This window comes from Pseudomonas sp. Irchel 3E13, assembly GCF_900187455.1.
In the GTDB taxonomy this organism is placed as follows: domain Bacteria; phylum Pseudomonadota; class Gammaproteobacteria; order Pseudomonadales; family Pseudomonadaceae; genus Aquipseudomonas.
Window position 1 is genome coordinate 66440 of the sequence record NZ_FYDX01000006.1, and the last position, 14129, is coordinate 80568.

Annotated in this window: 13 protein-coding genes and 1 pseudogene; 6 read left to right on the forward strand and 8 right to left on the reverse strand. The window is 61.2% G+C overall.

Going from position 1 to position 14129, the window contains the following annotated elements:
- Positions 1-19 precede the first annotated feature (19 nt).
- Positions 20-1555 (reverse strand): 2,3-bisphosphoglycerate-independent phosphoglycerate mutase, encoded by a 1536-nt coding sequence (gpmI, locus tag CKW37_RS11430; protein WP_095155798.1) that lies wholly within the window; start codon positions 1553-1555, stop codon positions 20-22.
- A gap of 205 nt (positions 1556-1760) precedes the next feature.
- Here gpmI and CKW37_RS11435 point away from each other — a divergent pair, with 205 nt between their 5' ends.
- The 3 genes from CKW37_RS11435 to secB are packed head-to-tail and all read left to right on the forward strand — an operon-like array spanning position 1761 to position 2962.
- Positions 1761-2177 carry a rhodanese-like domain-containing protein gene (locus CKW37_RS11435; protein WP_095155799.1) on the forward strand — a complete coding sequence of 139 codons (417 nt, stop codon included), beginning with the start codon at positions 1761-1763 and terminating at the stop codon, positions 2175-2177.
- 1 nt (position 2178) lies between these two features.
- Positions 2179-2433, forward strand: a complete 255-nt coding sequence (grxC, locus tag CKW37_RS11440) for a glutaredoxin 3 (protein WP_095155800.1) — start codon at positions 2179-2181, stop codon at positions 2431-2433.
- A 40-nt stretch (positions 2434-2473) separates the two neighbouring features.
- Positions 2474-2962: a protein-export chaperone SecB gene (secB, locus tag CKW37_RS11445; protein WP_095155801.1), complete on the forward strand. Its 489-nt coding sequence runs from the start codon at positions 2474-2476 to the stop codon at positions 2960-2962.
- Positions 2963-3032: 70 nt separating this feature from the next.
- Here secB and trmL read toward each other — a convergent pair whose 3' ends face one another.
- Positions 3033-3488 carry a tRNA (uridine(34)/cytosine(34)/5-carboxymethylaminomethyluridine(34)-2'-O)-methyltransferase TrmL gene (gene trmL / locus CKW37_RS11450; protein ID WP_095155802.1) on the reverse strand — a complete coding sequence of 152 codons (456 nt, stop codon included), beginning with the start codon at positions 3486-3488 and terminating at the stop codon, positions 3033-3035.
- On the opposite strand from trmL, the gene CKW37_RS11455 reads away from it, so the two are divergent.
- Positions 3487-3927 (forward strand): hypothetical protein, encoded by a 441-nt coding sequence (locus CKW37_RS11455; protein ID WP_095155803.1) that lies wholly within the window; start codon positions 3487-3489, stop codon positions 3925-3927. The two genes, trmL and CKW37_RS11455, sit on opposite strands and share 2 nt — an antisense overlap.
- Positions 3928-4221: 294 nt before the next feature.
- Here the strand turns inward: CKW37_RS11455 and ntrC are convergent, their stop codons facing one another.
- The 5 genes and pseudogenes from ntrC to glnA form a co-directional block, all read right to left on the reverse strand.
- Positions 4222-5658 (reverse strand): nitrogen regulation protein NR(I), encoded by a 1437-nt coding sequence (gene ntrC / locus CKW37_RS11460; RefSeq protein WP_095155804.1) that lies wholly within the window; start codon positions 5656-5658, stop codon positions 4222-4224.
- Complete coding sequence (glnL, locus tag CKW37_RS11465) at positions 5655-6740, reverse strand: nitrogen regulation protein NR(II) (RefSeq protein ID WP_095155805.1); 1086 nt, start codon at positions 6738-6740, stop codon at positions 5655-5657. The genes ntrC and glnL overlap by 4 nt, the downstream gene beginning before the upstream one ends.
- 255 nt (positions 6741-6995) lie before the next feature.
- Entirely contained in the window at positions 6996-7523 is a 528-nt protein-coding gene (gene aroQ / locus CKW37_RS11470; RefSeq protein ID WP_095156101.1) for a gamma subclass chorismate mutase AroQ, read from the reverse strand.
- Positions 7512-7916: pseudogene (locus CKW37_RS33195) on the reverse strand (cupin domain-containing protein); the annotation flags it as partial. The gene aroQ and the pseudogene CKW37_RS33195, both read right to left, overlap by 12 nt.
- Positions 7917-8141: 225 nt before the next feature.
- Positions 8142-9548, reverse strand: a complete 1407-nt coding sequence (gene glnA / locus CKW37_RS11475; protein ID WP_095155806.1) for a type I glutamate--ammonia ligase — start codon at positions 9546-9548, stop codon at positions 8142-8144.
- A gap of 329 nt (positions 9549-9877) precedes the next feature.
- Here glnA and thiI point away from each other — a divergent pair, with 329 nt between their 5' ends.
- Both thiI and typA read left to right on the forward strand, forming a co-directional pair.
- The gene (thiI, locus tag CKW37_RS11485) at positions 9878-11332 is read left to right on the forward strand and encodes a tRNA uracil 4-sulfurtransferase ThiI (RefSeq protein WP_095155807.1); all 1455 of its coding nucleotides are present in this window, start codon (positions 9878-9880) and stop codon (positions 11330-11332) included.
- Positions 11333-11461: 129 nt separating this feature from the next.
- Positions 11462-13285: a translational GTPase TypA gene (gene typA, locus CKW37_RS11490; RefSeq protein ID WP_095155808.1), complete on the forward strand. Its 1824-nt coding sequence runs from the start codon at positions 11462-11464 to the stop codon at positions 13283-13285.
- Between the two features lie 230 nt (positions 13286-13515).
- Here typA and CKW37_RS11495 read toward each other — a convergent pair whose 3' ends face one another.
- Positions 13516-13920 (reverse strand): YkgJ family cysteine cluster protein, encoded by a 405-nt coding sequence (locus CKW37_RS11495; protein ID WP_095155809.1) that lies wholly within the window; start codon positions 13918-13920, stop codon positions 13516-13518.
- Between the last annotated feature and the right edge of the window lie 209 nt (positions 13921-14129).

The following is a 14129-nucleotide window of genomic DNA, read 5'->3' on the forward strand; positions in this document are numbered from 1 at the left end:
GCGAGGCAGGCCCTCAGGTTCAGGCTTTGACGAGAATCGACGTCCCGGTCATTTCCTTCGGAATTTCCAGCCCCATCAGCGTCAGCATGGTCGGCGCCACGTCGGCCAGCACGCCGCCTTCGCGGACCTTCAGGTCACGCTTGCCGTAATAGATGAACGGCACCGGCTCGGTGGTGTGCGCGGTGTGCGCCTGGCCGGTGCACTCGTCTTCCATCTGCTCGACGTTGCCGTGGTCGGCGGTGATCAGGGCTTCGCCACCGACCTTGTCCAGCGCCTCGACAATGCGACCGACGCAGCCGTCCAGCGCCTCGACGGCCTTGACCGCCGCGTCGAACACGCCGGTGTGACCGACCATGTCGCCGTTGGCGTAGTTGACCACGATCACGTCGTAGCGCTGCTGCTCGATCGCCTCGACGATGCGGTCGGTGACTTCCGGTGCGCTCATTTCCGGCTGCAGGTCATAGGTGGCGACCTTTGGCGACGGGATCAGGATGCGCTCTTCGCCTTCGAACGGCTCTTCGCGACCACCGGAGAAGAAGAAGGTGACGTGGGCGTATTTCTCGGTTTCGGCGATGCGCAGTTGGGTCTTGCCGTTCTTCGCCAGGTACTCGCCCAGCACGTTTTCCAGGCTGCTAGGCGCGAAGGCGGCCGGCGCGGCGATTTTCGCCGAGTACTGGGTCAGGCCGATGTAGGCGGCCATTTTCGGCAGGCGGGCGCGGGGGAATTCGTTGAACTCGGGTTCGACGAACGCACGGGACAGCTCGCGGGCGCGGTCGGCGCGGAAGTTCATGAAGATCACGGCGTCGCCGTCTTCGACCTTCACGGCGTCGCCGATGCGGGTGGCTTTGACGAACTCGTCGCTCTCGCCACGGGCGTAGGCCGCTTCCAGGCCGGCAACGGCGCTGTCTGCGCTGTACTCGGCGGCGCTGTCGACGATCAGGTTGTAGGCGGCGCTGACACGGTCCCAGCGGTTGTCGCGGTCCATGGCGAAGTAGCGGCCGATCAGGCTGGCGATGCGGCCCTTGCCCAGTCTGGCGAAGGCGGCGTCGAGCAGTTCGATGGAGGATTGCGCGCTTTTCGGCGGGGTGTCGCGGCCGTCGAGGAAGGCGTGCAGGTAGATGCGCTCGGCACCCTGCTGGGCCGCCAGTTCGGCCATGGCGACCAAGTGATCCTGATGACTGTGGACGCCGCCGTCGGAGAGCAGGCCGAGGATGTGCACGGCCTTGCCGGCGCTGACCGCCTTGTCCACCGCGCCCGTGAGCACGGGGTTCTTGAAGAACTCGCCGTCGCGGATCGCCTTGGTCACCCGGGTGAAGTCCTGGTACACGACCCGGCCGGCGCCGAGGTTCATGTGGCCGACTTCGGAGTTGCCCATCTGTCCGTCGGGCAGGCCGACATCCATGCCGGAGCCCGAGATCAAGCCATGCGGCTGGTTGGCGCGCAGGCGATCGTAGACGGGTGTGTTGGCGGCAAAGATGGCGTTGTACTCGGGGCTTTCGCTGTGACCGAAACCATCCAGGATGATCAGGACCAAAGGCTTGGGCGTGCTCGTCATCAAAATCTACTCACGGTTGTAGATGAGAAAGACCCGCATTTTAGGGCAAATTGGCCAGCCTTGACGAATTCCGCGTATTGGCGTGCCGACGGACAGTACCGGGAAGGTGAGAATTGCTGTCGACAACAGGGTCAAGCAGGCTTTGGCGGCCCATGGCTGCTGTGTATACTGGCCGACATTTTTAACGGCCCGGAACACCCTCCCAATGGTTGCTCACCTGATTGAATTCGCAACAAATCACTATCTGCTGGTTGCCATCTTCGCCGTTCTGCTGGTTTTGCTGATCGTCACCGAAGCACGCAAGGGCGGCCGCAGCCTGAGCAATGGCGAACTGACCGCACTGGTCAATGGCGACAAGGGCCTGGTGATCGACATCCGTTCGACCAAGGAATATTCCGCAGGCCACATCGTCGGCGCCGTGAACATCCCGCAGGACAAGTTCGCCGCCCGCATCGGCGAGCTGGAAAAGCACAAGGCGAACAAGACCCTGATCGTGGTCGACAACATGGGCCAGCACGCCGGCGCCATCTGCCGCGACCTGCTCAAGGCCGGTTTCACTGCCGCCAAGTTGTCCGGTGGTGTGTCGAGCTGGAAAGCCGACAACCTGCCGCTGGTGAAGTGACATGACCCAGGTCACCGTGTACTCCAGCGATTACTGCCCCTATTGCATCCGCGCCAAGCAGTTGCTGGCGAGCAAAGGGGTGGACTTCGAAGAAATCAAGGTCGACGGCAAGCCTCAGGTACGCGCGCAAATGGCCCAGAAAGCCGGCCGTACCTCGGTGCCGCAGATCTGGATCGGCGGCGCCCATGTCGGTGGTTGTGATGACCTCTATGCGCTGGAGCGCGCCGGCAAGCTGGATGCGCTGCTCAACGCTTGAATCCAAAACCCTCTAAAGACCCTGCAAAGAAGGATCTGCCATGACTGAGCAACAGACCAACGGCGCCTCGGCTGCCGAAGATAGCGCACCACAATTCTCCCTGCAGCGCATCTATGTGCGTGACCTGTCGTTCGAAGCGCCGAAAAGCCCGGCGATCTTCCGTCAGCAGTGGGAGCCGAGCGTTGCCCTGGACCTGAACACCAAGCAGAAAGGTCTGGAAGGCGACTTCCACGAAGTCGTGCTGACCCTGTCGGTTACCGTGAAAAACGGCGACGAAGTTGCCTTCATCGCTGAAGTGCAGCAGGCCGGTATCTTCCTGATCAAGAACCTCGACGGTGCGTCCTTGAGCCACACCCTCGGCGCGTTCTGCCCGAACATCCTGTTCCCGTACGCTCGCGAAGCGCTGGACAGCCTGGTGACCCGTGGTTCGTTCCCGGCGCTGATGCTGTCCCCGGTGAACTTCGACGCCCTGTACGCGCAAGAAATGCAGCGCATGCAGGAAGCTGGCGAGGCGCCTTCGCTGCAATAAGCGATGGTCTTGCTGGAATGAAAAAGCGCCTCTGAAGGCGCTTTTTTGTTTTGAGGCCGAACCGTCGCGATCAGACGAAACCTTGCTGCCGCCAGGCCTCGTAAACAGCCACGGCGACCGTATTGGACAGATTCAAACTCCGGCACCCCGGCCGCATCGGCAACCGCAGGCGCTGGCCGCTTTCCAGCGCATCCAGCACCTCCGCAGGCAGCCCGCGGCTCTCCGGCCCGAACAGGAACGCATCGCCCGGTTCGAAGGCGACTTCGTGAAACGGCTGCGAGCCCTTGGTGGTGAACGCAAACACGCGCGGCTGCCCAAGGCTTTCCAGGCACGACGCCAGGTCGCTGTGGCGCTTGAGGGTGGCGTACTCGTGGTAATCCAGGCCGGCGCGCCGTAACCGTTTGTCGTCCAGTTCGAAGCCCAGCGGCTCGATCAGGTGCAGGTCGCAGCCGCTGTTGGCGCAGAGCCTGATAATGTTGCCGGTATTCGGCGGAATTTCTGGTTGAAAAAGGATCACGTGAAACATGCACGGCTCCGAGTTTAAAGATGACGCGCATTCTACTCCTGACGAACCGGACCCGCGTTCGAAATCCTGGCCGCGGGTGCTGTTTTCCCTGGCGCTGTTCGGAATGCTGGTGGGCCTGATGATCGGTCGCCTGACCGCGCCCGAACCACGGGTGCTGGAGCGTGTGGAGGTGGTCGCTGGTGGGCTGGACCTGTGGTTCAACGAAGAACCCAAGCTGCACGGCGAAATGGTCGAGGGCACGGTGGCGGTGTTGTTCGAGGCGGAAGGGAAGAGCCAGAAGGGCCAGTTGACCTACGACGGTAAGCCGGTGAGCTGGCGGATACGCAAGAGTGATAAGGGGCTGCTGTTGAGCCTGGTGGCGGCCCGTCCACTGCAGGCCCGCTGGGCGGGTGAGTCAGTGGAGGACCGCTGGCGAGTGCAGGTGAGACTGCACGAATAAAAGAGGGGAATCCCCGGCCTGCCTGTACCAAGGTCCCCAAAACTGGAGATGTCTGTATTAATGCAGACGCCGTGCCAACTTCTCGAAACCCTTTGATCGCAAGGGTTTCAGGACGTTTTCGTGGGTGTGGCGGGCGATTCGCGAGGATTTTTGCCTTCAGGCGGTGCGCCGCGGGCTTTTTCGGTTCATCAATGGGGCATTCGTGCCTTCGCCCGGCTGAAACGACCGCGGGGCAGGCCCTCGTCACAGAAACTCTGTGGGAGGTGCCTGCCCCGCGTCGTGTTCAGCGGCGAATCAGGATTCTTCGTCGTCCCCGTCATCCGCGCCATCGACCTTCATGCCCAGCTCCTTGATCTTCCGGGTCAGGGTGTTGCGACCCCAGCCCAGCAGCACGGCGGCATCGCGACGGCGGCCGGCGGTGTGCTTGAGAGCCGTCTCGATCATGATCCGCTCGAAGCTCGGCACGGCGCTGTCGAGCAGGCTCGACTGGCCGCGGGACAACGCCTGGTCGGCCCATTGGCGCAGCGCCTGTTCCCAGTTGGTCACCGGCACCGCGTCCTGCGGCAGGCTCAGCAGCTCCGGCGGCAGGTCGCCGATGTGCACTTCACGGCCGGAGGCCATGACGGTGATCCAGCGGCAGGTGTTCTCCAGTTGCCGCACGTTGCCCGGCCACGGCAGGTTGCGGATGAACTCCTCGGTCTCTGCCTTGAGCAGCTTGGGCTCGACTGACAGCTCCTGAGCCGCGCGGCCCAGGAAGTGGCGGGCCAGGGTCGGGATGTCTTCGCGGCGGTCGGCCAGGCGCGGGATATGGATGCGGATCACGTTCAGGCGGTGGAACAAGTCTTCGCGGAACTTGCCGGCCTGGACCAGGGTTTCCAGGTTCTGGTGGGTCGCGGCGATGATGCGCACATCGACCTTGACCGGCACATGACCACCGACCCGGTAGAACTCGCCATCGGCCAGAACCCGCAGCAGGCGGGTCTGGGTGTCGGCGGGCATGTCACCGATTTCGTCGAGAAACAGGGTGCCGCCGTCGGCCTGTTCGAAGCGGCCACGGCGCAGGTTGGCGGCACCGGTGAAGGCGCCTTTTTCATGGCCGAACAGCTCCGATTCCATCAGGTCTTTCGGAATCGCCGCCATGTTCAGGGCAATGAAGGGTGCTGCCGCGCGCGGGCTGTGACGGTGCAGGGCGTGGGCTACCAGCTCTTTACCGGTCCCGGACTCGCCGTTGATCAGCACGGTGATGTTGGAATGGCTCAGGCGACCGATGGCGCGGAACACCTCCTGCATCGCCGGCGCTTCACCGATGATTTCCGGGGTGCGGGTCAGGGTGGGTGCCACGTCACCACCCTGTTGTTCCTGGGCATGCTGGTTCGCGCGCTTGACCAGCGAGACGGCTTCGTCGACGTCGAACGGCTTGGGCAGGTACTCGAAGGCACCGCCCTGATACGAAGCCACCGCGCTGTCCAGGTCGGAGTGCGCGGTCATGATGATCACCGGGAGCCGCGGATGCTGCTCGCGAATCTGCGCCAGCAGGTCGAGGCCGCTGGCGCCCGGCATGCGGATATCGGAAATGATCACATCCGGCTGCTGGCGGGCCAGGCGGCTCATGACGCCATCGGCACTGTCGAAGCTTTGGGTGGTCATGCCTTCCTGTTGCAAGGCTTTTTCCAGGACCCAGCGGATGGAACGGTCGTCATCGACGATCCAGACAGTTTCACTACGGCTCATGAGGAAGCGGCTCCTTGTTCCAGTGGCAGGAAGATCGAGAAGGTGGTGTGGCCGGGATGGCTGTCACATTCGATCAGGCCCTGATGCTGGCTGATGATGTTCTGGGTGATGGCCAGGCCCAGCCCGGTGCCGTCCGGGCGGCCGCTGACCATGGGATAGAAGAGGGTGTCCTGGAGTTCCGCGGGGATGCCGGGGCCGTTGTCGATGATCTCGATCTTGGCCACAAGGCGATGGCGGATATGGCCGATGGTGAACTGGCGCATGGCGCGGCTGCGCAGGGTGATGCGGCCCAGGCGCAGTTCGTTCTGCGCGCTGATGGCCTGCATGGCGTTGCGCACGATGTTGAGCACGGCCTGGATCATCTGTTCGCGGTCGATCAGGACGTCCGGCAGGCTCGGGTCGTAGTCGCGCACCAAAGTGATGCCACCCTGGGTTTCGGCCTCGACCAGGCTGCAGACCCGTTCAAGCACTTCGTGGACGTTGGTCAGCGCGAGCATCGGCAGCTTGTTCGAGCCGAGCATGCGGTCCACCAGGTTCCGCAGGCGATCGGCTTCTTCGATGATGACGTTGGTGTAGTCCTTCAATCCTTCGTCGGGCAGCTCACGGGCCAGCAACTGTGCTGCGCCGCGGATGCCGCCCAACGGGTTCTTGATTTCGTGGGCCATGCCGCGCACGAGCATCTTGGTGGTTTCCTGCTTGGACAGTTGCGCTTCTTCCTTGGTGATGCGCAGCAGGCGGTCGCGCGGATGCACTTCGAGCAGCAGCAGGGTCCGGCCACTGTTGAGGATCGGCGTGACGGCGTAGTCGACGGTCAGGCTCTGGCCGGTCAGCGAGGTGAGCATGGCTTCGCGCTTGGTGAACGGATGCGCGTGCTCCACGGCCTGGCGCAGGGAGTGCAGTGCTTCGGTCGATTCGGTGAACAGCTCGCTGATGAACTGGCCATGGCTGCGCTGGCCGCTGATGGCCAGGAGCATTTCCGCCGCCGGGTTCATGTACTCAAGGCGCAGTTCGGCGTTGAGCAGGATGGTGGCGGTGGTCAAGTTGTCCAGTAGTAATCGGTGCAGTGCATCGCTGATGGTCATGTGGCGTCTTTGACCTCTTTTGGCACATTTCGGGCCTGGTGCTAGCCAGGGGCGCGGGCGCTGGTATTCCGCTGATGCGAGGAAAATGCAAAAAGCAAACCAAGGCTCCGAAAAGAAGCGGAATCCCCGGAGAATCACCTGAATCTGCCCGAAAAAGGCCTACAAACGCCTGAGCAGGAAGAATTTATGACCCAAATTGGTGTGAAGGGCGTAGGTGCATGCAATTGCATGCACCAATATAGAGCATAGGTGGGGTCAGGGCTGGGGGTTACACAATTGGGCGCTGGCGCGGATCAAGGCAAGGTTGCGCTGCGGGCCAAGCTTGCGCTGTTCGATCAGCCGGGAGGTCATTCGCGGGCAGTGGGCGGGTCGTGCAACGTCCAGGGCGGCAAGGTTTTCCAGTAACTCGCCTTGCAAGGCGTCCAGGCGCGGGCGTAGCTGAGTGGCCAGGTCCATGCGTGGTATTGACGGCGCGCCGCCCTCGGCGAGCCAGCGTGTCAGCGCGCTGTATTGAAGCAGCTTGTTGGCTTCGATCTGGTCAGCGAAGAAATCATCGACTCGTTGTTCGCTCAGCCCGTGTTGCGCAGCCAGGGAGCGGGCGTTGGCGAGGACTTGGCGTTCACGGGAGGCGGCGTGTACGGGTTGGCCTGTGTCCCATTTGTTCAGTGCGACCGCTTCAGCGAGCTCAAGGCGTTGCTCGATGCTGTCGAGCAGCGCTTGCAGCGCTTCGGTTCCCGGCTCCTGAAATTCCTCGTCCGTTGTGGCGGCCAGCGACAGCGGCATGCTTTCGCTGCCCGCGTAGAACACCATCAGCTCGGCGGGCTGGCTGCCCGTTTTGCCGCGGTGAATGCCATCAACCATCTCCGCCACTGCATCACCGGCTTTCAGGCGTGTCTGCTGTGCGCCGCCTGGCGTTTCGACCAGCAGTTCACCCGATAACAGGTAGGCGGCATTGGGAATCGGGTGGCGGTGCCAGTCGAGGGTGGTGTGGGCCGGAATGCGTATTTTCAGCAGGGTCAGTTCCGGCTGGCCATCGGGATAGCGGGTATAGGGTGAGCCGTCCCATGCCTGGGTGCTGCGCAGGAGTACCCGGGATTCGATACCGGAGTGAGGGGTGGGTGCAGCGCAGGCAACGAGAGGGATAAGCAACGAAAGTAGCGCAAGGAAACGCATCATGCTGATCTCGGTAAAGGGCGAGACAGCATGGGCGAGGCCGTGCAGCGGAACGATCAGAGGGGGCTTATTTTGATGTCTGAAAAGAGCCTTTCAGCGCGAAGCCGTTTTCAATTTTGCAGCACGGCAGCCTCATCACGCGCTCACTCAAAATGCCCCGGCAAGCCGGGGCATTTTGAGTGAGCGCCAAGGACGGTATTTTCATGCCGCCCTTGGGTCACTCCGGAATCAGCAGCTGTAGTACAGCTCGTATTCCAGTGGGTGTACGAAGGTGCGAACCTTGATTTCTTCTTCGGATTTCAGCGCGATGTAGGCATCGATGAAGTCGTCGGAGAACACGCCGCCCTTGGTCAGGAACGCGCGGCCCTTGTCCAGCTCTTCCAGGGCTTCTTTCAGGCTGCCACAAACCTGTGGAATTTCCTTGGCCTCTTCAGGCGGCAGGTCATACAGGTTCTTGTCGGCGGCATCGCCAGGGTGGATCTTGTTCTGGATACCGTCCAGGCCGGCCATCAGCAGTGCTGCGAAGGCCAGGTACGGGTTGGCAGCCGGGTCCGGGAAGCGCGCTTCGATACGGCGGGCTTTCGGGCTGGAAACGTAAGGGATACGGATCGAGGCGGAACGGTTACGAGCCGAGTAGGCCAGCATTACCGGGGCTTCGAAGCCTGGAACCAGACGCTTGTAGGAGTTGGTCGAAGGGTTGGTGAAACCGTTCAGAGCCTTACCGTGCTTGATGATGCCGCCGATGAAGTACAGGGCGGTATCGGACAGGCCGGCATAGCCTTCGCCAGCGAAGGTGTTCTTGCCGTCTTTCCAGATCGACATGTGAACGTGCATGCCCGAGCCGTTGTCGCCGTACAGAGGCTTCGGCATGAAGGTCGCGGTGCGGCCGTAGGCATCGGCAACGTTGTGCACGACGTACTTCAGGGTTTGAACTTCATCGGCCTTCTTCACCAGGGTGTTGAACTTGACGCCGATTTCGTTCTGGCCGGCAGTCGCCACTTCGTGGTGGTGAACTTCGACGGTCTGACCCATTTCTTCCAGTGCGTTGCACATGGCAGTACGGATTTCGTGGTCATGGTCGAACGGCGGAACAGGGAAGTAGCCGCCTTTGACGCCTGGACGGTGGCCTTTGTTGCCGCCTTCGACGTCCTGGTCGGACATCCAGGAACCTTGCTCGGAGAAGATCTTGAACATCGAGCCGGAGATGTCGGACTTGAACTTCACTTCGTCGAAGATGAAGAACTCTGGCTCTGGACCGGCGAATACGGTGTCACCGATCAGGGTGCTTTTCAGGTGCTCTTCAGCGCGCTTGGCGATCGCACGTGGGTCGCGGTCGTAGCCTTGCATGCTCGAAGGTTCGATGATGTCGCAGACCAGGATCAGGGTCGGCTCTTCGGTGAACGGGTCGAGGACGGCAGTATCGTCAACCGGCATCAGGATCATGTCGGAGGCTTCGATGCCTTTCCAGCCAGCGATGGAGGAACCATCGAACATCTTGCCGACTTCGAAGAAGTCGTCATCCAGCGCATCACGGGCTGGCATGGTCACGTGGTGCTGAGTGCCTTTGGTGTCAGTGAAGCGCAGATCAATCCATTTAACGTCATGATCTTTGATGAGTTGAACCGACTTCGACATAGTGTCCTCCGGGTGGGGTAGAGCTTGCCTGTGCAGCCCTTTAATTTGGGTGATGCCGGGCGCGAATACTCGGCCAAGGCAACCTGCCTCACAAGGGAGCAAATTGCATGCCAGTGCCCCGAAGTGGAATTTTTGCCCCAATCTCAAGCGTTTCAGCCAGTCCTGGCGGATTTCCGGCTTTTTTGTGCACTCTTTAGGCGCGTAAATTTGTCGAGGCGACCCAAAACAGTGCAGCTAAAACCTTCTGTACAAAAGTTGGTCAAACCTTGAGCAATTTCCGCTATAATCCGCGCCCCCCTTTTTCGGCTGGCCACTCGCGCGCTGTTTTCATGAAACTAATCGTCAAAGTCTTCCCAGAAATCACCATCAAGAGCCGGCCGGTTCGCAAGCGTTTCATCCGTCAATTGGCCCGCAACATTCGCACCGTGCTCAAGGACCTCGATCCTGCGCTCGCGGTCGACGGTGTCTGGGACAACCTCGAGGTGGTGACCCGCATCGAAGACGAGAAGGTGCTGCGCGAGATGACCGAGCGCCTGAGCTGCACGCCGGGTATCGCGCATTTCCTGCAGGTTGATGAATACCCGCTGGGCGACTTCGACGATATCGTCGCCAAGTGCAAGGCGCACTTCGGCCACCTGCTGGCCGGCAAGCGCTTCGCCGTGCGCTGCAAGCGCGGCGGCCACCACGACTTCACCTCGATGGACGTCGACCGTTATGTTGGCAGCCAGTTGCGCCAGCAGTGCGGAGCCGCCGGCATCGACCTGCGCACCCCTGAAGTCCAGGTGCGCATCGAGATTCGTGACAAGCGCCTGTACGTGATCCACAACCAGCACAAAGGCATCGGCGGTTACCCGCTGGGCGCGCTGGAGCAGACCCTGGTGCTGATGTCCGGTGGTTTCGACTCCACCGTCGCCGCCTACCAGATGATGCGTCGCGGCCTGATGACCCATTTCTGCTTCTTCAACCTGGGTGGCCGTGCGCACGAACTGGGCGTGATGGAAGTTGCTCACTACCTCTGGAAGAAATACGGCAGCAGCCAGCGCGTGCTGTTCGTCAGCGTGCCGTTCGAGGAAGTGGTGGGCGAGATCCTCGGCAAGGTCGACAACAGTTATATGGGCGTGACCCTGAAGCGCATGATGCTGCGCGCCGCCAGCAACATCGCCGACCGCCTGCAGATCGATGCACTGGTGACCGGCGAGGCGATTTCCCAGGTGTCGAGCCAGACCCTGCCGAACCTCGCCGTGATCGACTCGGCCACCGAGAAGCTGGTACTGCGCCCGCTGCTGGCCAGCCACAAGCAAGACATCATCGACCAGGCCTACGAAATCGGCACCGCCGAATTCGCCAAGCACATGCCCGAGTATTGCGGCGTGATTTCGGTGAACCCGACTACCTGCGCCAAGCGTCACCGTGTCGACCACGAAGAGAAGCAGTTCGACATGGCCGTGCTGGAGCGCGCCCTGGAGCGTGCTCGCCTGGTCTCGATCGACAACGTGATCGATGAACTTGGCCAGGATATCCAGATCGAAGAAGTCAGCCAGGCGCTGGCCGGGCACGTGGTGATCGATATTCGTCACCCCGACGCCCAGGAAGACCAGCCCCTGGAACTGGACGGCATCGAGGTCCAGGCCTTGCCGTTCTATGCCCTCAACAGTCGCTTCAAGGAACTGGATGCTACGCGCCAGTACCTGCTGTATTGCGACAAGGGTGTGATGAGCCGGCTGCACGCTCACCACTTGCTGAGTGAGGGACATGCCAATGTGCGCGTTTATCGTCCGACATAAGACGCCCGGGCTGTATGGCGGCAGTATCCGCCACCGCCCTCCCGACCGACGGGTCCGCTGAGCGCCGTTCATTCATATTCGCCACCTAGACTGGGTGGCAACCCGAATCCTCTGATCGAGATACACCACGTGATCGAAAATCTGCGCAACATCGCCATCATTGCCCACGTTGACCATGGTAAAACCACCCTGGTTGACAAACTCCTGCGTCAGTCCGGCACTCTGGAGCGTAACGAGCTCAACGACGAGCGCGTCATGGACTCCAACGACCAGGAAAAAGAGCGCGGCATTACCATTCTGGCGAAGAACACCGCCATCAACTGGAATGGCTACCACATCAACATCGTCGACACCCCCGGCCACGCCGACTTCGGCGGTGAAGTAGAGCGCGTGATGTCGATGGTCGACTCCGTTCTGCTGCTGGTCGACGCTCAAGACGGCCCGATGCCGCAAACCCGCTTCGTGACCAAGAAGGCCTTCGAAGCCGGTCTGAAGCCGATCGTCGTGATCAACAAGGTTGACCGTCCGGGCGCGCGTCCTGACTGGGTTCTGGACCAGATCTTCGACCTGTTCGACAACCTCGGTGCCACCGACGACCAACTGGACTTCCAGGTGGTGTACGCCTCGGCCCTGAACGGCATTGCCGGTCTGGACCACACCGCAATGGGCGAAGACATGACTGCCCTGTACCAGGCGGTCATCGACCACGTTCCAGCGCCAGCTGTTGACCGTGACGGCCCGTTCCAGATGCAGATCTCCGCTCTGGACTACAACAGCTTCCTGGGTGTTATCGGTGTTGGCCGTATTGCCCGTGGTCGCGTCAAGCCGAACACCCCGGTTGTTGCCATCGACGCTGACGGCAAGAGGCGTAACGGCCGTATCCTCAAGCTGATGGGCCACCACGGCCTGCACCGCGTCGACGTCGAAGAAGCCCTGGCTGGCGACATCGTCTGCATCAGCGGTTTCGACGAGCTGTTCATCTCCGACACCCTGTGCGCCCCTGATGCCGTTGAGGCGATGAAGCCGCTGACCGTCGACGAGCCTACCGTTTCGATGACCTTCCAGGTCAACGACTCGCCGTTCTGCGGCAAGGAAGGCAAGTTCGTCACCAGCCGTAACATCAAAGACCGTCTGGACAAAGAGCTGCTGTACAACGTTGCCCTGCGCGTTGAAGAAACCGACTCCCCAGACAAGTTCAAGGTCTCGGGCCGTGGCGAGCTGCACCTCTCGGTTCTGATCGAAACCATGCGTCGCGAAGGCTTCGAACTGGCCCTGGGCCGTCCGGAAGTGATCATCCGTGAAGTGGACGGCGTGAAGCAGGAACCGTTCGAAAACGTCACCATCGACATCCCTGAAGAGTCCCAGGGCAAGGTCATGGAAGAGATGGGCCTGCGTAAAGGCGACCTGACCAACATGGTCCCGGATGGCAAGGGCCGTGTACGCCTGGAATACAACATCCCGGCCCGTGGTCTGATCGGTTTCCGTAACCAGTTCCTGACCCTGACCAACGGTGCAGGCATCCTGACTTCGATCTTCGATCGCTACGACACCGTGAAGTCCGGCCACATGTCCGGCCGTCAGAACGGCGTACTGGTTTCGGTTGAAACCGGCAAAGCCCTTACCTACTCGCTGGAAACCCTGCAGGCGCGCGGCAAGCTGTTCGTCGAGCACGGTCAAGAGGTCTACAACGGCCAGATCGTCGGCCAGAACAGCCGCGACAACGACCTGGGCGTCAACCCTACCAAGGGCAAGAAGCTCGACAACATGCGTGCTTCGGGTAAAGACGAAGTCATCGCCCTGGTTCCGCCTGTTCGCTTCACCCTGGAACAGGCCCTGGAATACATCCAGGAAGACGAGCTGTGTGAAGTGACGCCTAAGTCCATCCGTCTTCGCAAGAAGATCCTGGACGAAAGCGAGCGTACCCGCGCTGCGAAGAAAGCCAAGGCCAACTAAGCCTGGCTTGAAATGAAAACGCCCCCGGTCGAAAGACCGGGGGCGTTTTTGTTTCCGCTGTTTATTGCCAGGCTCAGAGCACTGTAGGAGCGAGCTCGCTCGCGAAGGACCGCAAGGCGGTCCCAAAACCATTCAGCACGAGCCGCAGTCAATCCAGCATCTGATGTAACAGGATATGGGACCGCTGTGCGGTCCTTCGCGAGCAAGCTCGCTCCTACAAGGAGTAGGGGTTAGCGCTGCATCGGCTTCGGCTTGTACGCGCAATACCCCGGGCGCGGCCCGATCTTGGGGTGGTTGCGGCAGGTGTCCGGGCGCTTGTCATAAATGGTGCACAGTCGGCTCTTGCGGTCCAGATAGAGGCAATCGTCGTTGCTCATCCGGGTCAGGGTGAAGATCCCCGACTTCTGACTGAAGCGCTCGACAATGCCGTCCTTCTGCAGGCGCTTGGCGATGTTCTTCGGCGGCTCGCCCAGTTCGAACTCATCGACCACGCCGATGCGGATCAAATCCTTCAACTTGACCTCCACCGGCAGGGTGCAGCAGGTGGACATGCAGCTACCGCACATGTGGCTGGCGTATTTCTGCCACGTCTCGAGACGGTCAAGCTCGGCGGCGGCGATCAGGGTCGGTTTCATCAGGGATCAGGCATATAGGTATAGGAAGGCGCGCGATCATACCGGAGTTGATCAATTTGTGAACAACCAATTGCGCGACAGCCGTCGGCCGGTCCCGCTCTTGCATCTCCTTTTCCCATGAAAGGTGCGAACCAGCGCCTACGCCCTGTGTCGAACCGTCTAGGCTGTCAAATCTCCATCCGCAATCGTCATATTTGCCCGAGGACGTC